Source organism: Streptomyces sp. NPDC058469, assembly GCF_042721125.1.
In the GTDB taxonomy this organism is placed as follows: Bacteria; Actinomycetota; Actinomycetes; order Streptomycetales; family Streptomycetaceae; genus Streptomyces.
Genome location: NZ_JBHXME010000018.1, coordinates 65,056 through 87,308, shown reverse-complemented (window position 1 = coordinate 87,308; position 22,253 = coordinate 65,056). Strand labels below are relative to the sequence as shown.

Below are 22,253 nucleotides of genomic sequence, written 5' to 3'. Positions count from 1 at the left end.
GCTGGTCGGGCATGTCCTTCGGCACGGGCTTGGTCTCCCGCCCTTCGCCGTCCCCGTGACTCCCCGGACGGTGAACGCTCACGGTGCTCTCCCTCACTCGGCCAGACCTTGATTCGAGGCCGGGTACCCCGCACGGCGCGGTCGGCACTCTCCCGTACGCCCTGCTGCTCTGCCGCCCGATGCGCCGCCCACCATGTCAATCGGCTACGCCACCGTGCCCGTCGTGGTGCTCGTCCGCGTCCTCGTCGGCGAAGAAGTCCGCGGGGGAGCAGGCGAGTGCTTCCGGAGCCTGCTCCGCCATGTGGTGTCCCGAGTCGATGCCGTGACCGCGCAGGTCCGGCGCCCAAGCGCGCCAGATCCTCAGCGGGTCGCCGTACAGGTCCTCGAGGTCGTCCCGGAGCGACCACAGGATCAGTGCCGGACACCGGATGCGTGCCCCGGCCGCCCGGTCCTCCTCCTCGTGCTGCCTGTCGACGGTGAGACCGGCCCGGTAGTCCTCGAGCATCGCTCGTACGACATCGGGGTTTCTCGTGGCCTCTCGCCACTCGTCGTAGTTCTCCTTGCCCATGCTCCGCGGGTCGCCGCTGTACCAGCTGTCCGGGTCGGCATTGATGACCCTCTCGGGGATGTCCGGCTGGGCGAAGAAGAACCAGTGCCACCATCGCGTGGCGAATTCGGGCGTGATCCGGGACAGGTGCTCGGTGAGGGGCAGGCCGTCGATCAGGGCCACCTTCGACACGGCGTCCGGGTGATCGAGCACGAGCCGCAGGGCGACGCTGCTTCCGCGGTCGTGCCCGGCGAGGGCGAAGCGGCTGTGGCCGAGGAGACGCATCACCGCGACGACATCGGCGGCGACGGCCCGTTTGGAATACCCGTCGTGGTGCGCCGTGGGTACAGGCCCGCGCGAGCGGCCGTATCCCCGCAGGTCGGGACAGACCACGGTGAAGCCGCGCCGTACCAGCAGCGGTGCCGCCCGATGCCAGGTCGCGGAAGTCCGGGGATGACCGTGCAGCAGGACCACCGGTGGACCCTCGCCGCCGTGGCGGACAAAGATCGACGCGTCTTCGACCTCGACCCGCCTGACCTCGAAGCCCTCGAACAAGGCTCTACCTCCCACCCGAATGGACACAGAGTCGGCCGATGGCTCGCGTACCCCAGATGTTCGGGTTTGCCGCACGAGGAGCGGGAAAATCGGCAGCCATGACAACTGCCCCGAGCTTTCCGACAGCGGCCGCTCGAGCGGCCGCTCACGTACCCCGCCTGTTGCGTTCCTGCCTCGGCGCGCTGAAGCGGGTGGAGAACGCCGAGGCTCTCGACCGTGCGGTGACGCCCGCGCAGAAAGCCGTGCGGGCCCTCCCTCTCGGTCCGCTGCGCGATGTGCTCCACGGCCGCCAACTCGGCCATCCGCTCCATCCGGTCCTGGTGCAGGTGCCGATGGGCGCCTGGCTGTCGTCCGCCGTGCTGGACTTCGTGCCCGGTGCGCGGCGGCCCGCCCGTGTCCTCGTCGGCGTGGGCACGCTGGCGGCGCTTCCCGCCGCGCTGGCCGGCTGGACGGACTGGGCGGAGCAGCATGAGCAGCAGATGCGCACCGGCCTCGTCCATGCCGCCGCCAACGTCGGCGCCGTCTCGCTGTTCGGCGCGTCCTTCGCCGTGCGCGGACGTCACCCGGTGGCAGGCCGGGCGCTGGGACTCGGCGGCCTGGCCTTCGCGGGCGTCGGCGGGTTCGTCGGCGGCCACCTGGCATACCGGCAGGGTGCGGGAGCCAACAAGGCGGAGCCTGTTGCCCACTTGGTGGAGCCGGGCTGGCACCGGCTCGGTCCGGTGAGCGACCTGAAGGCCGGTGGGCCCGAGCGGCGCATGCTCGGCGAGGTGCCTCTGCTGGTGGTTCGCCACGAGGACGGCGGCGTCGACGTACTGGCCGACCGGTGCAGCCATCTGTCGGGGCCGCTGTCCGACGGCGCCCTCGATGACGGCTGTGTGACGTGCCCCTGGCACGGGAGTGTGTTCCGGCTGTCCGACGGCGCAGTGGTGAGCGGTCCCGCGACCGCGCCGCAGCCGTCCTTCGAAACCCGGATCGAACCGGACGGCATGCTCGCCGTCCGGCTGCCGGGCGCGGGCTGAGTAGGAGAAGGCCGAGAGGAGCGGGGGAGTGACGGGTATCGGGGGAGTCGCGGTAGGCGGCCGAGCCCTTTCCGAAGTGGCATCCCGTGGGGCCGAGTTGGCGTTCGCAGCCCACCCTCGGCGCCCAGTGCCGTCCGCTCAACCGCACGCCGGCCCACCCTCACCGCGCGTCCGCACGGTCTACAGCGCGTCCCTCGGGATCGATTCGCTCCACGTCCGGGAGGCGACGCGTCGGCCGCCCTCGTAGGCGTTCAGTGTGGCGTTGACGTGGAACTCCTCGGCGTCGCAGGTCAACGTCGTGCTCGTACGGACCTGTACGTCCCAGTTCCTGCGCCGGAAGCCCATCGTCCAGGTCACCTCGTCGGCCGGTGAGGTGAAGTCGTCGGCGACCGAGGTGTACCGCTCCTCAGCGCGGCAGCCGACGTCCAGGTCCATCGCGTCGAAGTGGACCGTGCCGCGGTCATTGACGATGTTCAACCGTGCCGGAGTCGATCAGCTCGCGGCTGACCTCCCAGCGCTGTTCGGGCGGAGTCATCCGGGTCGTCACGAGGGGGGCCGTGCCCTCGAACGTCTCGAAGGGGCCGGGGCATCCGGTTCGTCGGCCGGGCGGACCGGCAGGACGAGGCGGCACGGCTGCTCGTGCACGGTCAGGAGCGTGGGCCTCGGCGGTGGCCAGGCCAACGGCCAGTACGACGTGTACAGGGAGAGCTGGACGGATTTCAGCTGTCCGGAGAGGCTGGGGCGACAATGAGCCCTGCCGCGTCTGGCTGTGTAGGTGTCAGCAGGAGGCGTTTGTTGGTGACTTCGGATGGCGGTCGGCGGCCTGAGAGCCCGTAAATGTCGGTGAGATCTGTGCCAGAACCGAGATTTGAAGTCGCTCGGCTGTTCGGATCTGGCGGTTGCCGGTCAGGGATACCAGTTGTCCCGCCAGTCGGGATGCAGTTCGAAGGGCAGCGCGAGCGCCTTCATGGTCTGGAACGCGAGGGTCGAGTCCACGGGCCAGCCGGCCGCCTGCCGTTCGCGTTCGGTGCGCTGCTGGCAGTCCTTGAGGATGTGGCGGTCGGTCGCAATGCGTTCGAGCAGCCGGGCCGGGCAGGGACAGCGGCAGACGCGGCGGGTGTCTCCGTCCTGGATGGGGCGGTCCAGTTCGTGAAAGAGGGCGGTGTCGTGTTCTTCTTCGTCCCACCGGTCGTGGAGGAAGGACGCGAGATCGGTGAGGACTCCCACGGTTCAGCCGGCGTCGGCGCGTTCGGCGTGGGCCTTGGTCTGGGCGAGGCGGTAGGAGTCGGTGCCGGTCTCGATGATGTTGCCGCCGAAGGTGGGGCGGTCGACGATCGCGGAGCAGAGACGGGGATCGGTGAAGGTCTTCGGCCATCCGTCGAACGACTCGTTCGAAGCGATCGCCATAGAATTCTTTTCCTCACGCTCGCTCCGTCAAATCCTGGAAGAGGAGTTCGGCGCGCGGCGGTCCAGTTCCATGTAGCCGAGCTCGTCGATGCACAAAAGATCGACGCGTCCGTAACGGGCGATGGCCTTGGCCAGCACTTTGTCGTCGGCGGCCTCGACCAGCTCGTTGCCCAGCCTGGTCGCCAGCACGTACGTCACCCGGTAGCCCTTCATCGCGGCCTCCGTGCCCAGCGAGATCAGCAGATGGGACCTGCCCGTGCCCGAACCCCGATCAGGCAGAGCGGATGCCCCTTGCGGGCCCATTCGCAGGTGGCGAGCGTGTTGATGGTCGCCGCGTCGATGGTGGAGTTCGCGTCGTGGTCGAAGGCCCGCAGCGACTTCTCCCGCGGGAAGCCGGCCGCCTTGATGCGCCGCTCGGAGCGGCGCCGCACTCGGCCAGCACTCGGCCAGGAAACCCCGGTAGGACATCTGCTCGCGGGACGCGGATTCGGCAAGGTCGGGGAACCGACCCCGGATGGGAGGCAGCCGCAGCATCCGGCACGCCTGGTCGATGGCGGTGGTCGCGGCTTCCTCGGTCCATCGACGGAACGGAAAAACTGTTCATTCGGGGTGCGACAGCTTCACATGCGCGTGTCCGAGCCTATCCGCTCGCGTTCCGGGAACTCGACGGACATCGCACGCCGCCGCCTCCGCCGGACGTGGCCGCCCACCCCTCCGAGGCGGGTGGGCAGTCGGCACCACCTCAAGGAGTGACCGTGAACATGCGTATCGGAGTGGAGGAGGAGTTCCACATCCTGGGGGTGGAGAGCGGACGGCTCGTGCCGCGCGCCGACCCGGTGCTACGACGGCTTCCCCGGCGGAACTTCAGCCCGGAACTGCACCAATGCGTCGTGGAGTCGAACAGCGGGGTGCACATGACCCTGAACGACCTGTACGCCGACCTCGCCGAAACCAGACGGCGGCTCGACGCGGCGGCCTCCTCGCTCGGCCTCGCGGTGATGGCCGCCGGCGCGGCGCCCCTGGCGCCCGCGGCCCCCGGGCGCCCCACTCCCGACGCGCGCTATCGCCACATGGTCGAGGAGTACCGCCAGGTCGCCGACGAACAGCTCATCTGCGGCGCCCAGGTCCACGTCGACATACCCGATCGGGACACGGCGGTGCGGGTGATGTGCGCGGTCTCTCCCTGGCTGCCCGTGTTCCTGGCACTGTCCGTCAGCTCGCCGTTCTGGCGGGGGGCCGACACCGGCTACGCCAGCTGGCGCACGATGGTGTGGCAGCGGTGGCCCACCGCGGGACCGGTCGGCTGCTTCGCCGACGCGGCCGAGTACGACGCAGCGGTGCGCGACCTCATACAGGCCGGGATCATCACCGACGCCGGGATGATCTATTACGACATACGCCCCTCCGCACACCTGCAGACACTGGAACTCCGTATCTGTGACGCCTGCCCGCGCGTGGAGACCGTCGTGCTCATCGCAGCCCTGTTCCGCGCTCTGGTGACGGAGGCCTGCGAACTCCACCAGGCCGGTGCGCCGATGTGCCCGGGCCGCCACGAGTGGCTGCGCGGTGCCTCCTGGCGGGCTGCCCGGTCCGGCCTGGAGGGCGCCCTGATCGACCCGGAGACCCACAGGGAGGTACCCGCCGCGGAAGTCGTGCGACAGCAACTCGCCAGGGTGCGTCCCGCGCTTGAGGCCTACGGGGACTGGGAGACCGTCGAAGCCCTGACCGAGGCGGCTTTGGCCGACGGCAGCGCCGCCCAGCGCATGCGTCGCAGGGCACAGCAAGAGGGCCTGCCGGGCTGTGTGGACATGCTGATCGCCGAGACCCGTGGCGAGCGCGAGCGCCGCACGCCGACGCCCGCCGGTCGCAAGGACCTCCCGTCCTTTGTCGCGGGACTGCCCGGTCCCTCCTCGGGCTTCGGCGCGCCGGAGGCCATCGGCGGCTGACCTCCGGTGAAGGCGGCGAGGCCGACACCTGCCGTACGGCGTGCGCACTTCGGCGGCACTCGGCCCGTCATCGCCCTCTCGCGCATGTGTGGTTGGAGCGGAGAGATCGACTGTGACGGCCGACGCCGCCTCCTGGGCCCTACTGCGCTTGCGGTCCTCCTCGCCGGGCGTCGGCGCGCGCATCTGCCTGGTGATCCGGAGCGGGGTGCGCGGTTGAACGACCGTCTCCTCTTCCACCAACAGCGCGAGCCTTCTCCGCCGGACTTCCCGGCCGTTGGGCACCCTCGTGATCCCGCTCCCTCCTGCCACGTCAAGGGCCGGATCCTTCAGGTGAGGGGGACTCAGCTGCTGTATGGCGTGGGCTGTTTGAGCTATTTATGGCCGTCTTCGTGGTGTCTCAGTGGATCTTTCGAATCTTTATGACATTCATTACGTGTTCGCACGATTAGTACGACAATCGTTCTGGTTCGAAGGAGCCCGCATGTCCATCTCCTGGTCCCTCCGTTCGCGCAGCGCCCGTGGTGGCGCCGTGGTGGCCGCCGCCATCGCCGGTGCCACCCTCGCCGGAGCGGGCGCCGCCTATGCCGCTCCCGGCGACAGTGGCGACATCGACGTCCGCTCGATCGGGTGGCACGCGCGCGGCGGCGACGGGGTCGAGGTCTGTGAGTTCGTCCTCGCCGCCAGCAACTTCGAGTCGTTCCCGGCGGTGGCCTGGACGATCACGGCGCAGCCCCCGACCATTCCGCCCGGCGACACGCTGCAGAGCACACTGGCGCTGGTCAACGGGTCGGCGCATAGCGCGAAGTACCTGCTTCCGGAGGGTACGTACCAGCTGGTGTGGACCACTCCGGCCGGTCCGAAGCAGAAGAGGTTCTCGGTCGACTGCCGCAGGCAGGCCCACCACAGCCCGGGCCGCGCGGAAATCGGCCCGGGCACGGGCGGGTACTCCAAGCCCATCGGCGCGGTGCCCGCGGGCGGCGGTGGCGTTCCGGAGATGGAGAACCTCAGCTCCGGAAGCGACTCGAACGTCGGGACCACCGCCGCGCTGACGGCCGGCGGGGTCGGAATCGCGGCGCTGGTCCTGGCCCGCCGAGCCGCGCGCCGCCGTGCCCGCGACGAGGCGTAACGTCCCCAGCCGACGGCCACGACGACGGGGACCAAGTCGTGCGTGCCGTCTGTCGATGACGTTGGCTGTGACTTTCTCGCTGGTCACGGGCGTCTTCTGGGCGATTTCCGACTCATCGGACGGCCCATCATCGGTCACCGCCGTCCGCGGCGGTGACGCCGCGGGCGGCGCCCCGCCGCCGCGACAGGCGCCGCCCGCACCGCAAGTGCGCTCCCAGCCGGTGAAGATCGCCATCCCCGCCATCTTCATCGAGGCCCCGGTCACCAGCCTTGGCCTCGACAAGAAGGGCCAGTTGGGTGCTCCGCCCATGAGCAAGCCGAAAGAGGTGGGCTGGTTCCAGAACGGTCCCTCCCCCGGAGAGGCGGGAACCTCCCTGATCGTCGGTCATCGCGACACCAAGACAGGACCGGCGATCTTCCTCAACCTCAATGCCCTGCACCGCGGCGACGCGGTGAAGGTCACTCGGGCGGATCGGATCACCGCCATCTTCAGCGTCGACGAGGTGGAAAGGTACGCGAAGGACAAGTTCCCGAACGACAAGGTGTACGGGACCACCGGCCGACCCGAACTCCGGCTCATGACATGCGGCGGACGCTTCGACAAGCAGCACGGCTACTCGGCCAACGTCGTCGTCTTCGCCCACTTGGCCTCGCTCAAGAAACGAGCCGCCTGAGTAACGAGCCGCCTGAGTACGGAAAAAGCGCTGCGGAAGCGGCCGGTCACCTCGAAGGCGAGGTAACCGGCCGCCCGGCCTGTCCGCAGCTCATCTCCGCCAAGTGCGTATCTGGCTTTCGCGCGCGACCCGCAGGCCGAGGCCGAGGCCGACGAACGCGAGCGACAGGAACACCCACCTGGTTCAGTCGGCAGTCGCCGCGGTCGATCAGATTTGTGAGCCGGCCCGGGATCGCGACGACGGACCTCGGCCCTGCCTCGCAACGCGTCGGCCTGCTTGCCGATCGACATCCCGCCCACCACCGTGGCCGGCCGCAGCCTGAGGAGCGGTCGTACCCTGCCGGTCCGGCAGATGGAGGAACCCGACGACGTCACGAGGCCGGCCAGTTCCTTGAGGCACGTGTTGACGTCACCGCCGCTCACCTCGTGCCAGGCGCACCGCTCCCAGTAGGCCAGAAGCCGGTCATCGCCGCCTCGGCGCCGCAGCGCAGCGCGTTGAGGCTGCGGCAGGCGGCGGGGCCAGCGACGGCCTGGGCAATCTCCTTGCCGCGCTTGCCGGTGTAGGTGAACACGACCGCCCCGGCATGGCAGCGACTGTGCTCGCGCAGCAGCGTGGTGAGGCCGTAGCTGTCGTTCAGTTCGGTGTAGCGGTCGCTGCCGATGCGGAAGAAGCCCAGGTCGAGCAGGCGTACCGCCGTGGCCAGGACCCGCTGCCGGGTCAGCCGGCGGTCGCGCAGATGTCCCTCGACAGCCTCCCGTATCTCCGGCAGGGCCTCGGCCACATCGAGCACGTGCTCGTGCTTGGCCTGCTCCTGCTCGGCCCGGAACCGCGGGCGGTAGAGGTACTGGCGGCGTCCCGCGGCATCAGTACTGACAGCCTGCAGGTGGCCGTTGGCCCGGGTGCAGATCCACACGTCCCGCCAGGCCGGCGGTATGACCAACCCCCGGGTCCGGGCCAGCTGCTCCCCGTGGGCGTCGAGGTAACGGAAGCCGCGTCCGTGGCGCAGGCGGCGGTACCCGGGGTCAGTGGGACGGCTGTGCCGAAGACGCATCCCGGCCTCCTTGGACACACCTGCTGCGAAGCACCGCACAAGCTCCTTTCACCGCTCGGGGTGCGGCATGCCGCCGCCGCTTCGGAGCGTTCACCGGTTAGCGGTTGCCGGCCGGAGTTGCTCCTCATCCCCCCTCGATGCCGGTGGAGCCGTGGCTCGCGCCGACGGGCTTGGATTCCGGTGAGCCGCGTTGCCTCAGGTAGATGGAGAGAATGGCCATGGAGGCGACGGCCAACAGCTCGGACTGCCAGTTCTGCAGTGTGCGGCTCCAGAAGTCCGCGGAGGACAGGTACGCGGCCCAGCTGGTGGGGGCTTGGAGCTGCCGCAGCTGCTGTTCGTTGTAGGCGGCGACGCCGGTGATCGACTGGGCCAGCCAGGACAGCAGGAAGATGCCTCCCATGACGAGCCCCAGGGAGCGCGAGTAGACGAGCCCGCGCCAGTCCGTGGCCGCGGCCCAGCGCGGGGAACCCTCCTTGGCGTGCTCGCCGACCATCTGGTCCTTGTCCGACTCGGTGCCGGCCTTGTCGAGTTCCTTGGATTCCGGTGAGCCGCGTTGCAGCAGCCAGACCGTGCCGAAGATGTAGAGGAAGAACTGCAGGTACTCCGACTGCCAGTTCTCCGTGACGTCGACGGCGAAATCCGAGGTCGTCAGGTAGGCGCCGAAGCTGACGGGTGCCATGCCGTCGGTGACGAGCTGGTTGTTGAAGTCCGCGTGGCCCGCCACGGCCTGGCCTGCCAGAGCGAGCAGGAAGGCGATCAGGAAGAACAGACCGAGGCTGTTGTAGCGCAGGAAGCGCCGAACACGATGCCGGTCCGGTGCGGTGGCCTTGCCCGGGCCTGATGCGGGGCTCATCGGCGCATCAGTCCCAACGTCGTGAAGTAGACCAAGCCGACGGCGATCACCAGCAGCGTTCCGAGAAAAAGCACCCTCATGGCCTGTCACCCGCCCTTGATCTCGCATTGGTACGGCCGCTGCGGACGGGGCAGGCACCCGGCGGCCGTCACCTTCCAGACGGCGGAGAAACGCGCCAGGAACACCGTGTCGTGCTCAAGCACCACCCGGGCCTGGTCGCCGTACACATCCACGCCGCGCACGGCGCCCGCCGCAGGCAGGTCCTGCTCGCCGATCGCCTGCTCGCACCGGTGCTTGGCCGACTGCTCCAGTTCCTCTCTGGTGGCGGGCGCGAGCGCGGCGCACAGTCGTTCGGGCTGTCGCGCGTCCAGCGCCCGCTCGAACCGGGTGACCTCCGAGGTGACGGCATCCCGCCGCTCGGCCAGCGTGCCGCACCCGCTGACCGTGGCGAGGGCCACCGCCGCCGCGATGCCCACCCCGAACCACCGTCCTGACATCGCGCCTCCCATGCGGCCGGGGCTGGATCGGGCCGGGGAGCGCCCGGTCGAGCATGTGGAATGCGGCTACCCGCTCGTGGGACAACCACCCCGCCCTGTACGCAAGTGGAACCGGCTGCACGGTCCTCTGCGTCGTCCGGCGCGAGGCCGTCTCTCGTGGTCGTGGTGACGGCCGGGAAAGCCGGGTGGTCGAACGTCGCTGAGGCGGCGTTGAGGAACGCAGGGTCACGGGCCACAGCGTGGACGAACGGAGAGACCGTCTCCACGCCTCGCAGCCGGTGGGAGATGACCCGGTCGTCATGCACGGCGCGGGTTTTCGGTTCGTGGCGGATCTCGCCCCACCGCCGCGCGCCCGGCTCAGTCCTCGTGGGCGGCCTGCTCCTGCGCCTGCTGGTTGGGCGTGGTGGCGTCTCCGGCCTCGCCGCGCCGTCGCTCTGTTCGGCGTCGGTGTTCCGGGTTCGTCTGTGCCTCCTCGAACTCGTCAACGACCTGCTCCGCGGCCGTCTTTGCGTCGCGCTCAGGGTTGCGCTCGTGAGGACGGTCGTCTTTGTGGCGCATGACGCTCCTTGTCACCGGTGCTGAATATGCGGTACGGGTTCCCGTTACGGCCCGGTCGAAGCGGCGGTTCCTCGGGCGAGCCGTCCGGCGCGGTCGGGCGCTGGTCACGTCTTGTGGCCGATGGTGACCGAGGCCAGTTCTCCGAGCAGCCGTGTCGCGATGATCGCCAGTTCGCCCAGCGACGCCGTGCCGGCTCCCTCGCGGGGAGCGGAGAGCCCTGCGGCGAGCCTGCCGGCCGCGGCTTCGGCTTCTTCGAGGGCGGATTCGGCCTGCGGGGCTCGTTGACCTCCGGCGGTGAGGTGGCGCGCGTCCGCCTCGCAGGCACGGGCTGCGGCCTGGAGGAGCGTCGCCAACTCACGTTGGGCGGAGTACGGGGGAGCGGCGAACCGCGAGTTCTCGTAGGCGGTCTCGGCGAGGGAACGCAGCATGGCGACCAGATGGTCCGCGATCCTGTCCCAGCGGTAGGCGTCGTCACTGGGCGGAGGGGACGGCGGGGAACGGCGCAGCCGCCGGCCCGGGTTGAGGAGGCGGCTCTCCTCTGAGCGGCGCTGCGCCTCGTGCAGATCGGCCACGACCGGCAGGAGCCGCAGCGCGCGTCCGTACCAGTCCTCGGCCTCCTTGTCGCTGTAGCCCTTCTCGACCCCGTCGGCCACGTCGCGGAGCAGTCGTGCGAACTCGTCCGGGATGCGCGTCCGCAGCCGGATCAGCCCGCGGGTGTGGTCGGGCGGCAGGACCAGTGCGTTGACCGTGAGGCCGATCACCGCTCCCAGTACGGTCTCCAGGAGGCGGTGGAGGATGTCGACGGGTGCGGGCGTACCGTATGCCAGCACGAACACTGCGGCCGTCGGCGCGTACCACCCCTGGTCCTCGAGCCGGGGATAGGTGCCCATCAGCACGGTGAGCGGCAGGGCGATCGCCATCGCGGCCATCGCGTTGTGCGTGAGCGCCGCCGCCGCCGCGGCGACGAGTGTGCCGAGCGCGACGCCGGCGAACTGCTGGATCGCCGAGCGCACCGAGCGGTAGACGGTGCTGTTGACCAGGACCAGGGCTGTCCACGGTGCGAGCAGAGCCAGCGGCGCATGCCACCACCAACCCGCCAGCGCCCAGGCGCAGAGCGCGGCGCCGGCCGCCTTGAGGGCCTGCACGGCGGTGTCGCGCTCTGGGCCTGGCGCCGTCACCGCGTGGCGCACGGCACGTGCCGCCGCAGCGGTGTCCGTCATGAGTACGCGAGCCGGTTCACGTGACAATGTGCGGTCTCCCTCCTTGTTTCCTGTCGTCGTCGGACCGTCCGACGACGACAACCCGTATCGAGTCCCCCGCCAACTGGCAGGGCAGACATGGTCGGTGCTGTCGGTCGGCGTCCGGGCGCGGCCCGACAGCGCGTCGCGGGATGCCGGTCGGGTCGGCCCCGCGCCGGGTTTGTGCCGCATCGCAGGGGCACCCATGGAGGGTTCCAGCAGGGCAATTTCATCGCCCCCACGGCCCTGTGGCATCGGAGGACGCGGTGAGCCGGAAGATCACTCCCACCTGTCGCCGACACCGGGGATTCGGATGAACGACCTCATGACATCGCTGTCCCGGGCGCTGGCAGCCGCTGCTCGCGAACCCCCGGTGCCTGCTGCTGACCGGATGGTTCAGTTTCCTGGACGGGGAGGCGACCGCCGGCGACGTCCTGGCTCAACGCCGCGTCTCGGAGGCCCTCACCGCGAAGGGCATCCATCACGACACCGCGTGGAGTCCGGGCTTCCGCCCCGGCGCCCTCTCCCTGGAGGCGGCCAGACCGGACGACTACGACGCCCTGCTGTTCGTCTGCGGGTCCCTCCACGGCCTCCAGGTCATCGGGCTGCACCACCGCTTCGCCTCCTGCCGACGCCTCGCGGCCGGTGTCTCGGTGATCGGCGCCGGTGATCCGGGCGTCACGGGCTTCGACGTGGTGATACCGCGCGACGGCACGCCGGCCGGCCCGTCGCCGACCTCGCGGCAACCGCTCCGCTCGGCCCTGAACCGCCCGTGGTCGGGGTTGTGCTCGCCGCCGGACAAGGTGAGTACGGCACGCGCCGGATGCAGACGCCGGTCAACGACGCGCTCCGCCACTGGCTGCATTCCATGGACTGCACGCTCGTCGAGGCGGACACCCGGCTCGCGGTGGACGACTGGCGGCTGTGCGCCACGCCCGAGCAGTTCGTCGCGCTGGTCGGAGGGCTCGACTCGTCGTCACGACACGGCTGCACGGACTGGTTCTCGCCCTTCGTCGAGGCACACCGGTCATCGCCGGCGACCCCGTCGGCGGCGGTGCGAAGGTACGTGCCCAAGTGCACGTCCTGCGCTGGCCGGCGGTCCTCACCCCGGACGACATCGAGCCGACTGTCCTGGGACGTTGGTGGACCTGGCCCTGTCGGACGAGGGACGCGAAGCGGCGAGGGCCCACGCGGACGCCTGCCCGGGGACGGCAGGGGCTTCGGCCCGACGGCCTCAGCTCACGTAACGGCGAGCGGGCGAACGCCGTTAGGTTTCCTCCAGAATCCGCAGTCGCGCCTCGACCTCCGCCGGCAGCACCCGCCGCTCGGGCAGCACTCATGGCAGGGCGGTCGCTGCCTCCGTGAAGGCCCGTAGGAACACGATGTCGCGCGGGACCCTGCGCGCCAGGTTCACGGTGCGGCGCAGTGCGGGTGCGGCAGGGCGGCGCAGCCAGGTGAACCACAGGGTGTTGCGGATGCCGTGCGCCCGGCGCCGCACCGGATCCCGCACGGTGGACGGTTGGTGATGGGCCGTCAGGTGTCCGCGTACGTCAGCCACCAGCCGTTCGCCGCCAGGTCGGCGGCGAGTAGCTCCTCCTCGCCGCCCAGCCACAGCCGGGGGTGGAAGCCGCCCGCGGTAAGTGCCTGTTCCTGAGGCCGACATGACAGGACGTCGGCTGTGATTGGTCGGCGAACGGCTGGTTAGGCCGGCATGAGTAACGACACGGTCAGGACGGCCTGCGAGCTGGTACTGGGCTAGGGATTCACGCGGGTCCAGAACAGCAGGGAGAGCGCCCGCCGGGCCGCGTCGGTGAGGATGTCAGCCATGGTTCCGCGCCACACCTCACCGCGTCCATGGCAGACAGATACCTCAGGTGATCAGGCCGGCGCTGGTCAGCCAGATGTGTTCGCATGTCGCCGACGCCTCTTGGAGCTTCTCGCGGGATTCCTGGGAGGCGTGGTAGAAGGTCCGCTCGATCATCCAGCACAGGGCGCGTGCCATCGCCGAGGCCTGGTCCGGTGCGGCGCCGGCCTGGATGCCGGCGTGTTCCAGGACGGCGGTGATGGCCTCGATGAACAGGTCAGCCGTGTGGTTCCACAGTTCGCCGATCTCCGGGACGGTCAACGACAGGTCGATCGCCGTGCGCATGACCAGGCCGTGCTCATTCCACAGCTCGACCGTGCGCTGCATGGCCGCCGCGATGGCCTGACGCGGCTCGTCTGTCTGCGCGGTGGCCCGGGACCGCTTCCACAGATGCTCGACGGTCCGGGCCACGAGTGCCGTGACCACTTCTTGCTTGGAGCCGAAGTAGAAGTACAGGGCACCACGTGTGATACCGGCGCCTTGGGCTACGTCGCCGATGGTCATGGCGTCGTAGCCCTTGTGCGCCAGCAAGGCCTCGCAGGTGTCGAGGATGGCCCGCTCCCGGACATCCCCCTTGCGCTCGGTGGTGCGACGGCCACGCGCGGAATGGTGGCCGGACATCAGAGCTGAGCACCCTCGGCGAAGTCGGTCGTACGGGAGAGTGCCTCCCACGCGCGGATGTCCTCGTCCACGGCCGTGCGCGCGGCGGTGACCAGCCGCAGCGCGTCCGAGCCCAGGACGAGGTGGGCCGGCGGCTGCTCGACCGTCGTGATGTGTACGACCGCTTCCCCCGCCTTGGCCGGATTGCCCAGCTGGTTCCCGCTGGCCTTCTGCCGCGCTTCGCGGATGGGGGTGAACAGCTCGTCATAGTCGTCGACGGTCTGCGCGGTGCGTGTCATGGACCGTCCGGCCCAGTCGGTGCGGAAGGAGCCGGGCTCGATCGCCGTCACGTGGATCCCGAACTGCGCGACTTCCTTGCCCAGCGCCTCCAGGATGCCCTCCAGGGCGAACTTGCTGCCGCAGTAGGCGGACATACCGGGCACGGCCATCAGCCCGCCCATGGAGGTGACGGCCATCAGGTGTCCGCGGCGGCGTCGGCGCATGTGGGGCAGCGCCGCCTGAAGGGTGCCCACTGCCCCGAACACGTTGACCTCGAACTGCCGCCGCACCTCGGCCAGCGGGGTTTCCTCGAAGGTGCCCTCCAGGCCGTAGCCGGCGTTGGCGACGACGACGTCCAGAGGGCCGACGCTCCGCTCGACCTCCGCGACCACGCCGGAGAGGGCGTCACCGTCCGTCACGTCCAGGATACGGCCGTGAGCGCGCCCGGGACTGACCTCTTCGAAGGCCCGCAGGTCCTTCTCGGAACGGACGGTGCCGACGACGGTATGCCCGGCGGCCAGGGCGGCTTGGGCGAAAGCGCGCCCCAGGCCCGTGCTGACTCCGGTGATGAGCCAGTTCCGCTTCTCCATTGTTCCTCCAGAGAGGTCTCGCGAGGAGCCGGGATGCTCCCTTCAGCAAAAGTCTACGCGATGTCGATTTTTATCGTTACCGCGTCGATTATGCGCAGGCGTGCAGGGTCCGGCGGGGCTGTGCTTGCATCGTCTTCAGCCCGGCCGGCACGTGGTGCAGGCCAGAGGTGAGGGACGGGCTGATGCGGAGGCTCGGGGGTGAACCGCCGTCTGGATCACGGGAGTTCGTGGGAGAGTGGTCTCCTGGCCGGGGTTCCGGGCCGGTCCGAGTGGGGTTGCCGATCGTGAACTTGAGAACGATCAGTCCCGGTTGGCCTCGCGGGAGGCGGGCTGTCCGCTCCTGCGGGAGGTCCGGCGAGTGATACGCCTGGTCATGAGCGTGATCGCAGCTCAAGTGATCAAAGATTCCGAGTGCTGGATGAGTCGCTCGTAGTCCCGGGCGTGACGGCGGGCGTGCATGATCCACGCGAGCGATCTTTCGACGACCCAGCGGCGGGGCAGGATGATGAACCCGACAGCGTCCTTCGGACGGCTGACGGTCTTGAGCTGCGCCAGCAGCGGCTCCAGGCGGTCCCACAGCTCATCCGACACGATCCACGGCGATGTCCCCACACCAGACCGAACACTCAACTCCCGCACCAGTCACGGCAGCCGGGACCGATCCACCTCTTTGCGTTAGCCGTTGTAAGCCGCGATCGAGCGCTATGTGCGCCGCTGCGTCGGCCGCCCAGGTTTTGGAATTGCGAGTACCTCTTCCTGCGAGGTGGAATGAAATGAGGAGGGCTGGGCCGGCTGACCCATTGGCAGCACGTGGCTCGACTTCCGGACGAGCGTCTTCGCGCCTGACTACCGTCCAGACCGTCCGAGTGGCGGTGATCACGGACTTCCTTCCGATGGTGCTGCGTAAGCTTGGGTCGTCGTCGCGGTGGGGTCCGCGAGGGTAGGTGAAGCCCCTCCAGATGCCTGACGAAGTGTCAGGAAAGTCGGCAAGTGGTCAGCATGAGTCCTGAAAAACCCAGGGAAAGCTGCCCGTACATGCGACTCGTTGTAGGGTGAAGAAACAGCCCTTGACCTGCATAAACGCAGGCAGGGAGCCTACATTCGGGAGTGCCTCCATGCTGCGCACCATGTTCAAGTCGAAGATCCACCGCGCCACCGTCACCCAGGCCGACCTGCACTACGTCGGCTCCGTCACCATCGACGCCGACCTGCTGGACGCCGCCGATCTGCTGCCCGGTGAGCTGGTCCACATCGTCGACATCACCAACGGCGCCCGCCTGGAGACGTACGTCATCGAGGGCGAACGCGGCTGCGGTGTCATCGGGATCAACGGGGCCGCCGCCCACCTCGTGCATCCCGGAGACCTGGTGATCATCATCAGTTACGCTCAGGTGTCCGACGCCGAGGCGCGGGCGCTTCAGCCCCGGGTCGTGCACGTGGACTCCGCCAACCGGATCGTGGGCCTGGGCGCCGATCCGTCCGAGCCGGTGCCGGGTTCGGAGCAGGCGCGCAGCCCGCAGGCCGTCACAGCCTGACCATCGCACCAGGAGGATGCCCATGAGCGAGATCGAGATCCGCGACGACCGGGCGGCGGGCCGCCTGGAGGCGATCGCCGGCGGTGAAGTCGTAGGCCACATCGAGTACTTCGTCCTTGAGTCCCCTCAGCGCGCCCTGGTCCCGGTCCACACGCTCGTGGAACCGGCCCATGAGGGAAAGGGCATCGCGGGTTCACTGGCCCGCGAGCTGTACGGCATCGCGGCCCGCGAGGGCATCGTCGTCGCCCCGCTGTGCCCGTACGTCGTCAAGTGGGCGGAACGGCATCCTGACGAAGCGCCGGTCGCGGACCCGGAGTTGCTGCGGGCGGCGATGGAGTGGCTCAGGGCGCATCCGGGTCGTTTCTAGGTCAGCGTTCGCGGGTGCTGCTGGGCCGGTCTCGGAACGTTGCGAGACCGGCCCCACCTCCCGCTGAGTTGTTCTTCGAACCTTCGGAGCTGACGAAAGGCCCCGCCCGCGTGCTCGCCCTCCTGCACACCTCTCCCGCGCACATCCCGGTCTTCGACGCCCTGCGCGACGAGGACCACCAGGGCCTGGAACTACGGCACTTCGTCGACGAGGAGCTGTTGGCGCGTGCCCGGCGCGAGGGCCCGGAAGCGGTGGCCGGGGCGGTACGGGACGTGCTGGAAGAGGCCGTAGCCGAAGGGGCTCGGGCGGTGCTGTGCACCTGCTCGACCATCGGCGGGGTCGCGGAGATCGCCGGTGCGCGGGTCGGTGTACCGGTGCTGCGCGGTGATCGCCCGATGGCGGCGGCCGCGGTGGCCGCCGGTCCGCGCGTCGTCGTGGCGGCGACGCTGGAGAGCACCCTGGAGCCGACCGCGGCGCTGGTCGAGGAGGAGGGCAGGCGCATCGGCCGCGGCGCTCACGAACCGATCGCACGCCTCGAAGTCCGCACGCTGCTCGTCGAAGGCGCCTGGGCCCGCTTCGAGGCCGGCGACACCGAGGGCTGCGCCCGGCTGGTGGCGGATGCCGTGGACGCTGTCACCGGCGCCGACGCGATCATCCTCGCCCAGGGGTCCATGGCACCGGCCCAGCACCTGACGACCACGGCGATCCCGGTGCTGTCGAGCCCCCGCCCGGGGCTGGCCGCCGGGGCCCGGGCGGCGCGCGTCGGTGAGCCCAGCCGGGTGAGTGGCGGCGCGGGTGACGGGTATGCGGGGGAGTAGTCCAGAGCCGACATAGCCACTGGCTGGAGGACACGATGACCAACCCGTACCCCGACCCCGTCCCCCCGGGCCCGACTCCGGGCCCCGTGCCCACCCCGTTCCCGGACCCGGAGCCCCCCGCACCGCACCCCCCACCCCCCGCCGCCGCCCCCCCCCCCCCCCCGCCCCGCCCCCCCCCGGGGTTGGGGGCGCCCCCCCGGCACGACCACGCTCCGCGAGGCGGACCACCTGATCCGGGACCTGACGGTCACGCTGGACCTTCCGGCCGGGACGGTCGCCTGCACGCACCTGATCCGGACGAACGCGAGGAGGGGAACGGCTGTCTCGCTTGCCCTGCCGGAGGGTGACGAGTCGGCGGAGGAGGTCTGGCGCCGACTCACGGAGATGGAGATGGGCGCGGCCCTGGGCGACCGTGGACACGGTCCCGCCGAAGCCGCCGCCCTGGCCGCGGCCGAGCACGCCGCGCGCCGATCCGGCCGGGCGGTGCTCTACGCCGGCGTAGAACGACTCACCGGAACAGTCACCGTGGCCGACCTACTGGAGTCAACGGCGATCGATCAACTGACGTTAGTGGGCGCCCCGTTGACCACCCCGGACCCCACCACCCCGATCCTCACCCAGGACCACGTACGCCCGGAATGGCGCGAGGGCCGCCTGGTCCTGGCCCTGGTCCCGGCGGTAGGCAACACCCTGGCCCCGTTCGAGGTCCCCAACCCGACACCGTGCTGCGCCGATCACGGCTGAAAACCAAGAGAGGGGGCTGAGTTCACAACGCCGGACGCCCGTCCCTACCCAGGGGCGCGGGGAACTGCGCGACCAGCCCCCACGCACCCGCGCCATGACGACAAACCGAACCCGTTCACTCCGCCGCCGCCCGCCCCGTAAGCGCGGTCAAACTGTTCCGCACATGATCCATATGGGCCCGCACGTCATCCCAGGTCTCCCCGTGCTCACGCAAGACCCGCTCGGTATCCCGAGCAACCCGTTCCTCCCGGACCCGAGCCTGCGCCAACACCTCAGCCGCCCGTTCCGCCGCCTCCTCCTGCCGCCGCCGATCCGACAACTCGGCCTCGGCGAAAGCCTGTTGAGCCTCACTCAACGCAGCCTCCGCCCGAGCCACCCGCTCGGCGTACTGCGCGTCCAAAGCAACCGCCCGCGACTCCGCTTCCCGCTCAGCCAAGGCCCACCGCTCATCGTGCTCCTTCGCCTGCTCCCCCAACATCCCGGCGGTACGTTGCCGCACATCACGCAACGCGGACAGCGCCTCCGTACGCCCCTCCTTCACCTCACGCCGGGCGCCGATCCGGATGTCGTCGGCCTCGGCACGCGCCGCGAGAAGCCGCTGCCGGGCCCGTTCCTCGGCCTCCGCACGGAGCGCGTCGGCGTGCTCCCGCGCAGCCTGGAGCACACCCGAGGCGCGCGCCTCGGCCTGCGCGACCTGTTCTTCCGCCGCACGCCGCGCGGACTCCCGTAGGGCCGCGGCCTCTTCCACCCCGAGCTGGAACAGCCGCTGCGCCCGCTCGCCGAGCGTCTCGTACGTCTGCGGAACGAGCCGGGACACCGCGACCCGCATCCGCTCGGCCTCCGCCTCCATGTCCTTGGCCAGTACGGTCAGCCGCGCGGCCCGTTCCCAGGCCGCGTCCCGGTGCCGCGAGATCGCCGCCGCGTACGAGTCGACCTGGTCGGGGCGGTAGCCGCGCCCCCGTACGGCCACGAAGCCACGTGGTGACACCGATGCGCTGCTCATCCTGGAACCCCTCTCCATCCGACGGACACGAAATGATGATTTCGGGCATATCTTGATGGATTGGACGTAAGTGTTCATAACGCGACACTCCGCAGACAGGTCACGGGCATCACGCGAACGTGAACGACCAGCGGCGCACACAAAAGGGCCGGACCCGATCACACGACCGGGTCCGGCCCTTTTGTTCAGAAACCGAGTACTACAACAACCCGTCCCACATCTGCTCCAGCAGCACCGACCACCAGCTCTCCGGCGACCCGAGCGCCGCCTGATCCAGCGAAGCGAGCTGCGCCTGGAAGTCGACGGTCCAGCGGCCCGCCTGCTCCTGGTTGAGCCCGTACCGCAGTCGCCACATCCGGCCGAGCAGCGCCAGACAGCGCGTGAACTCGGGCAGCCCCGTGTTCACGAACTGCGGCGGTACGGGCGCACCGCCCGGCCCCGCCTCCACGGGCACCGCGACGATGTTCGCCGTGCCGTACTGGACGCAGATCGCGCGGCCGAAGTCGCTGCCCATGACGAGGTACGAGCCCGCGTCGGCGGACGGCCGCACCCCGCGCTCCTGCGCGAGTTCTGCCAACGTCGGTACCGGGCGGCCCGGTTGGGCCTGCGCCCAGAAGAACGGGCTCATGTCCATCGGCAGCCCCGCCGCGACCAGCGTGTGCGCGACGACCGGCGGTACACCCTGCCGGGACACCGCCGCCTGCTCGAACCGGAACACTCCCGGCCCGAACGCGCCCGCCAGTTCCTGCGCGATCGCCTCCGGCGGGATCGGCGGCGTCGGCTGCACGGGCGGCAACGGCGCCCGCACCGGGGCGAGTCGGGCCGGCCCATCGGCGACCTGGTGCAACTCGCCCTGGTGGGCGATCAGTTGGTGCATCCCCTGCTGCCGGCTCGCGTGATCCGTACCGTACGGCGCGATGCTCGCGATGCGGGCCTGCGGCCACTGTTCGCGGATCATCCGGGCGCAGTACGCGCCCGGCAGTTCGCAGGACTCCAACTCCGTGTGCAGTTCGAGTACTTGGTCCGGCGGGATGTTCATGCCGCGCAGCTCGTGGAAGATCTGCCACTCCGGGTGCGGCGTCCCCGGCGCGGACCGCCGGATCAGCTGCTGCTCGGAACCGTCCGGCGCGCGGTACCGCAACACGGCCTGATAACCCGGCCCGACGGTCGGCTGGCCCTGCTGCGGATAGCCGTAGGCAGGCTGCTGCTGCCCGGGGAACGGCTGCCCGGGCGCGGGCACGGGCATGGGCTGACCGGGCACCTGCTGCCCCGGGGGCGGCATCGCACCGGGAGGCATGGCACCCGGCGGCATCGGCTGCGGCGGGGCGCCCGGAGGCATACCGGGGGCGCCCAACGCACCGGGCGCGCCCGGGAACTGCGGCGGCGGAGGCACACCGGGCCCACCCACCGGGGGCCCGGCGAGCATGGTCTCCGCGTGGTGCACGGCACCGTGGGCGCCACCCTGCGAACCGGGGGCGTTCGGCGGCTGGGGCGCTCCGGGAGAGCCAGGGGCACCATGGCCACCGGGTCCGCCGGGAACTCCGGGACCACCGGGCGGCTTGGGCGCACCGGGTACCCCCGGGACACCGGGCGCGTGCGGCACGCCAGGAGCACCCGGCGGCGGCGGAGGCGGCGGCACCGCAGCCCCGGGCCCACCCTGTCCGGGGTCGGCAAGCATCGTGGCCGCATGGTGCACCCCACCCGGAGGCGGACCCCCGGGAGTGTTCGGCGCACCAGGCGCACCAGGCGCACCAGGCGGCTGCGGAGCACCGGGCCCCTCCGGACCGAGCCCCGAAACCATCTGCGTCGCCACGTACCCACCGGGCGGCGGAGGCGGCGGCGAGGCAGGCGCACCGCCCGGTCGCGCACCCGGCGTCCCCGGGGCACCCGGCGGAGGCGGCGTGATCGCGCCACCGCCCCGGCGCGGCGGAGGCGCCGCCTTGCTGGTGGCGGCGTCGGCGATGTCCCCGGCGTTGGGCGCGAGCGCCCGCCCCGGGACACCGGGCCCACCAGGAGGCTGAGGCACGTTACCGGCCCCTTGCGGATAGCCGTACGACGGCGGAGCCGGCTGAGGCGCACCCTGCGGACCACCGGGCGCCGACGCCCCGGGCCCCTGCGGATACCCGTACGACGGCGGGGTGTTGCCCTGAGCCGCACCCGCCGCACCACCAGGCTGTCCACCCGACCCCTGCGAACCCCCGACCCCACCACCGGAGTTGGAGTTGGAGTGGGAATCATCCAGCGCCGGAGACAGTGCCGTACGCGGGAGTTGACTGCCCCCGGAGATGAGCGCGGTCTTGGCGTCGGGCGGGGTGTTGTCCTCGGGCTCGCTCAGTGGCGGTGCGAAAACGGTCGCGGGCAGCGGTACCGAACGGTCCTCGCCGGCATCCGCGTTGGTGTCGGTCCCCGCCCAGGGAGTGGCCCCGGCAGGCACGGCGGGCGCGTCCTGCGCCCCGGACCCCCCGGCGTCCGGCCACGCCGAAGCGGCCGGCACCCCGGCCTGCGTCTCCGGAAGCGAACGCCCCGCCGAACTCTGCGCCCCAACACCCGCCCCGGCAGCGGGAGTCGAAGGCGCAGGCGCCGAATCCCCCCGCCGGTCCGGAATCCCCAGCTTGTCCGCCGCCTCCTGCAACCACTCCGGTGGACTCAGCAGGAACGACGTCTGGTTCAGGTCCACCCGCGCGGGAGGCGCCGGTACCGCGTCGGCGACCTCGTCGGGGCGGCCGTACTCCTCCTCGTAGCGGCGGACGACCTCACCCACCGGCAGCGAGGGCCACAGCGTGGCCTCGCCGCTGTCGCGGGCGAGCACCATCCGCTGTGCGCCGCCGTCCGAACGCGGCCCGTCGGCGCGGTCCTCGGCCCAGATCACGAAGCCGAGTTCGAACTCCCGCACCCGCACCTCGCGATGCTGGTACGACGGCACATCGCCGTTGATCCACTCCTCGGCGCGCTCCTGCGCCTGTGCGAAGGTCACCATCGTCCC

General features: G+C 70.6%; 20 protein-coding genes and 5 pseudogenes. 8 read left to right on the top strand and 17 right to left on the bottom strand.

The features are described from left to right. Window positions 1–196 precede the first annotated feature (196 nt). Entirely contained in the window at window positions 197–1,102 is a 906-nt protein-coding gene (locus tag ACFWP5_RS12250; RefSeq protein WP_384154153.1) for an alpha/beta fold hydrolase, read from the bottom strand. A 98-nt stretch (window positions 1,103–1,200) separates the two neighbouring features. Here ACFWP5_RS12250 and ACFWP5_RS12245 point away from each other — a divergent pair, with 98 nt between their 5' ends. Further along, window positions 1,201–2,121: a Rieske 2Fe-2S domain-containing protein gene (locus tag ACFWP5_RS12245; RefSeq protein WP_384154151.1), complete on the top strand. Its 921-nt coding sequence runs from the start codon at window positions 1,201–1,203 to the stop codon at window positions 2,119–2,121. Between the two features lie 180 nt (window positions 2,122–2,301). Here ACFWP5_RS12245 and ACFWP5_RS12240 read toward each other — a convergent pair whose 3' ends face one another. The 3 genes and pseudogenes from ACFWP5_RS12240 to ACFWP5_RS12230 all read right to left on the bottom strand — a co-directional run bounded on the left by ACFWP5_RS12240 (window position 2,302) and on the right by ACFWP5_RS12230 (window position 3,959). Beyond that, window positions 2,302–2,598, bottom strand: a complete 297-nt coding sequence (locus tag ACFWP5_RS12240) for a hypothetical protein (RefSeq protein WP_384154149.1) — start codon at window positions 2,596–2,598, stop codon at window positions 2,302–2,304. A 429-nt stretch (window positions 2,599–3,027) separates the two neighbouring features. Then, window positions 3,028–3,348: a DUF6221 family protein gene (locus tag ACFWP5_RS12235; RefSeq protein WP_384154148.1), complete on the bottom strand. Its 321-nt coding sequence runs from the start codon at window positions 3,346–3,348 to the stop codon at window positions 3,028–3,030. 3 nt (window positions 3,349–3,351) lie between these two features. Then, window positions 3,352–3,959, bottom strand: a pseudogene (locus ACFWP5_RS12230) (ATP-binding protein). A 330-nt stretch (window positions 3,960–4,289) separates the two neighbouring features. Here ACFWP5_RS12230 and ACFWP5_RS12225 point away from each other — a divergent pair. From ACFWP5_RS12225 to ACFWP5_RS12215, 3 genes are all read left to right on the top strand, one after another. Further along, the gene (locus tag ACFWP5_RS12225) at window positions 4,290–5,474 is read left to right on the top strand and encodes a glutamate--cysteine ligase (RefSeq protein WP_384154160.1); all 1,185 of its coding nucleotides are present in this window, start codon (window positions 4,290–4,292) and stop codon (window positions 5,472–5,474) included. Between the two features lie 481 nt (window positions 5,475–5,955). Beyond that, entirely contained in the window at window positions 5,956–6,600 is a 645-nt protein-coding gene (locus tag ACFWP5_RS12220) for a hypothetical protein (protein ID WP_384154146.1), read from the top strand. 55 nt (window positions 6,601–6,655) lie between these two features. After that, the gene (locus ACFWP5_RS12215; RefSeq protein ID WP_384154144.1) at window positions 6,656–7,273 is read left to right on the top strand and encodes a class F sortase; all 618 of its coding nucleotides are present in this window, start codon (window positions 6,656–6,658) and stop codon (window positions 7,271–7,273) included. Between the two features lie 163 nt (window positions 7,274–7,436). Here ACFWP5_RS12215 and ACFWP5_RS12210 read toward each other — a convergent pair. The 11 genes and pseudogenes from ACFWP5_RS12210 to ACFWP5_RS12160 form a co-directional block, all read right to left on the bottom strand. Then, window positions 7,437–7,665, bottom strand: a pseudogene (locus ACFWP5_RS12210) (ATP-dependent helicase); the annotation flags it as partial. A gap of 26 nt (window positions 7,666–7,691) precedes the next feature. Further along, on the bottom strand, window positions 7,692–8,324 hold the full coding sequence (locus tag ACFWP5_RS12205) for a hypothetical protein (RefSeq protein WP_384154142.1): 633 nt from the start codon (window positions 8,322–8,324) through the stop codon (window positions 7,692–7,694). Between the two features lie 124 nt (window positions 8,325–8,448). After that, entirely contained in the window at window positions 8,449–9,177 is a 729-nt protein-coding gene (locus tag ACFWP5_RS12200) for a DUF6766 family protein (RefSeq protein WP_384154140.1), read from the bottom strand. A gap of 86 nt (window positions 9,178–9,263) precedes the next feature. Continuing rightward, a complete protein-coding gene (locus ACFWP5_RS12195; protein ID WP_384154138.1) occupies window positions 9,264–9,674 on the bottom strand; it encodes a hypothetical protein in 411 nt (136 codons plus the stop codon). A 357-nt stretch (window positions 9,675–10,031) separates the two neighbouring features. Continuing rightward, window positions 10,032–10,232, bottom strand: coding sequence for a hypothetical protein (locus ACFWP5_RS12190; protein ID WP_384154136.1), 201 nt, complete (start codon window positions 10,230–10,232; stop codon window positions 10,032–10,034). A 104-nt stretch (window positions 10,233–10,336) separates the two neighbouring features. Further along, entirely contained in the window at window positions 10,337–11,452 is a 1,116-nt protein-coding gene (locus ACFWP5_RS12185) for an aromatic acid exporter family protein (protein ID WP_384154134.1), read from the bottom strand. 1,285 nt (window positions 11,453–12,737) lie between these two features. After that, window positions 12,738–13,105: pseudogene (locus tag ACFWP5_RS12180) on the bottom strand (glycosyltransferase family 2 protein); the annotation flags it as partial. A gap of 235 nt (window positions 13,106–13,340) precedes the next feature. Further along, window positions 13,341–13,955, bottom strand: coding sequence for a TetR/AcrR family transcriptional regulator (locus ACFWP5_RS12175; protein ID WP_384154132.1), 615 nt, complete (start codon window positions 13,953–13,955; stop codon window positions 13,341–13,343). Next, window positions 13,955–14,803, bottom strand: coding sequence for an oxidoreductase (locus ACFWP5_RS12170; protein ID WP_384154130.1), 849 nt, complete (start codon window positions 14,801–14,803; stop codon window positions 13,955–13,957). Before ACFWP5_RS12170 ends, ACFWP5_RS12175 begins: the two co-directional genes overlap by 1 nt. 215 nt (window positions 14,804–15,018) lie before the next feature. Continuing rightward, window positions 15,019–15,349: pseudogene (locus tag ACFWP5_RS12165) on the bottom strand (IS5/IS1182 family transposase); the annotation flags it as partial. Then, window positions 15,350–15,445, bottom strand: a pseudogene (locus tag ACFWP5_RS12160) (IS5/IS1182 family transposase); the annotation flags it as partial. It abuts the pseudogene before it with no gap. A gap of 473 nt (window positions 15,446–15,918) precedes the next feature. Here ACFWP5_RS12160 and panD point away from each other — a divergent pair. The 4 genes from panD (at window position 15,919) to ACFWP5_RS12140 (ending at window position 18,267) form a co-directional block, all read left to right on the top strand. Then, window positions 15,919–16,338, top strand: coding sequence for an aspartate 1-decarboxylase (panD, locus tag ACFWP5_RS12155; protein WP_384154128.1), 420 nt, complete (start codon window positions 15,919–15,921; stop codon window positions 16,336–16,338). A 22-nt stretch (window positions 16,339–16,360) separates the two neighbouring features. Beyond that, entirely contained in the window at window positions 16,361–16,705 is a 345-nt protein-coding gene (locus tag ACFWP5_RS12150) for a GNAT family N-acetyltransferase (protein ID WP_384154126.1), read from the top strand. Between the two features lie 110 nt (window positions 16,706–16,815). Beyond that, a complete protein-coding gene (locus ACFWP5_RS12145) occupies window positions 16,816–17,523 on the top strand; it encodes an aspartate/glutamate racemase family protein (RefSeq protein WP_384154124.1) in 708 nt (235 codons plus the stop codon). Window positions 17,524–17,913: 390 nt separating this feature from the next. After that, window positions 17,914–18,267 (top strand): hypothetical protein, encoded by a 354-nt coding sequence (locus ACFWP5_RS12140; RefSeq protein ID WP_384154122.1) that lies wholly within the window; start codon window positions 17,914–17,916, stop codon window positions 18,265–18,267. Between the two features lie 115 nt (window positions 18,268–18,382). On the opposite strand, the gene ACFWP5_RS12135 is transcribed toward ACFWP5_RS12140, so the two are convergent. Then, complete coding sequence (locus tag ACFWP5_RS12135; RefSeq protein WP_384154120.1) at window positions 18,383–19,270, bottom strand: cellulose-binding protein; 888 nt, start codon at window positions 19,268–19,270, stop codon at window positions 18,383–18,385. Between the two features lie 199 nt (window positions 19,271–19,469). Then, entirely contained in the window at window positions 19,470–22,247 is a 2,778-nt protein-coding gene (locus tag ACFWP5_RS12130; protein ID WP_384154118.1) for an SUKH-4 family immunity protein, read from the bottom strand. Window positions 22,248–22,253 lie beyond the last annotated feature (6 nt).

Bases quoted from the DNA above. Each gene is read 5' to 3' on its own strand.
- ACFWP5_RS12220 (WP_384154146.1), top strand. From the start codon at position 5,956: ATGTCCATCTCCTGGTCCCTCCGTTCGCGCAGCGCCCGTGGTGGCGCC.
- ACFWP5_RS12225 (WP_384154160.1), top strand. From the start codon at position 4,290: ATGCGTATCGGAGTGGAGGAGGAGTTCCACATCCTGGGGGTGGAGAGC.
- ACFWP5_RS12170 (WP_384154130.1), bottom strand. From the start codon at position 14,803: ATGGAGAAGCGGAACTGGCTCATCACCGGAGTCAGCACGGGCCTGGGG.
- ACFWP5_RS12135 (WP_384154120.1), bottom strand. From the start codon at position 19,270: ATGAGCAGCGCATCGGTGTCACCACGTGGCTTCGTGGCCGTACGGGGG.
- ACFWP5_RS12245 (WP_384154151.1), top strand. From the start codon at position 1,201: ATGACAACTGCCCCGAGCTTTCCGACAGCGGCCGCTCGAGCGGCCGCT.
- ACFWP5_RS12130 (WP_384154118.1), bottom strand. From the start codon at position 22,247: ATGGTGACCTTCGCACAGGCGCAGGAGCGCGCCGAGGAGTGGATCAAC.
- ACFWP5_RS12200 (WP_384154140.1), bottom strand. From the start codon at position 9,177: ATGAGCCCCGCATCAGGCCCGGGCAAGGCCACCGCACCGGACCGGCAT.
- ACFWP5_RS12205 (WP_384154142.1), bottom strand. From the start codon at position 8,324: ATGCGTCTTCGGCACAGCCGTCCCACTGACCCCGGGTACCGCCGCCTG.
- panD (WP_384154128.1), top strand. From the start codon at position 15,919: ATGCTGCGCACCATGTTCAAGTCGAAGATCCACCGCGCCACCGTCACC.
- ACFWP5_RS12215 (WP_384154144.1), top strand. From the start codon at position 6,656: ATGACGTTGGCTGTGACTTTCTCGCTGGTCACGGGCGTCTTCTGGGCG.
- ACFWP5_RS12140 (WP_384154122.1), top strand. From the start codon at position 17,914: ATGGGCGCGGCCCTGGGCGACCGTGGACACGGTCCCGCCGAAGCCGCC.
- ACFWP5_RS12195 (WP_384154138.1), bottom strand. From the start codon at position 9,674: ATGTCAGGACGGTGGTTCGGGGTGGGCATCGCGGCGGCGGTGGCCCTC.
- ACFWP5_RS12185 (WP_384154134.1), bottom strand. From the start codon at position 11,452: ATGACGGACACCGCTGCGGCGGCACGTGCCGTGCGCCACGCGGTGACG.
- ACFWP5_RS12150 (WP_384154126.1), top strand. From the start codon at position 16,361: ATGAGCGAGATCGAGATCCGCGACGACCGGGCGGCGGGCCGCCTGGAG.
- ACFWP5_RS12190 (WP_384154136.1), bottom strand. From the start codon at position 10,232: ATGCGCCACAAAGACGACCGTCCTCACGAGCGCAACCCTGAGCGCGAC.
- ACFWP5_RS12175 (WP_384154132.1), bottom strand. From the start codon at position 13,955: ATGTCCGGCCACCATTCCGCGCGTGGCCGTCGCACCACCGAGCGCAAG.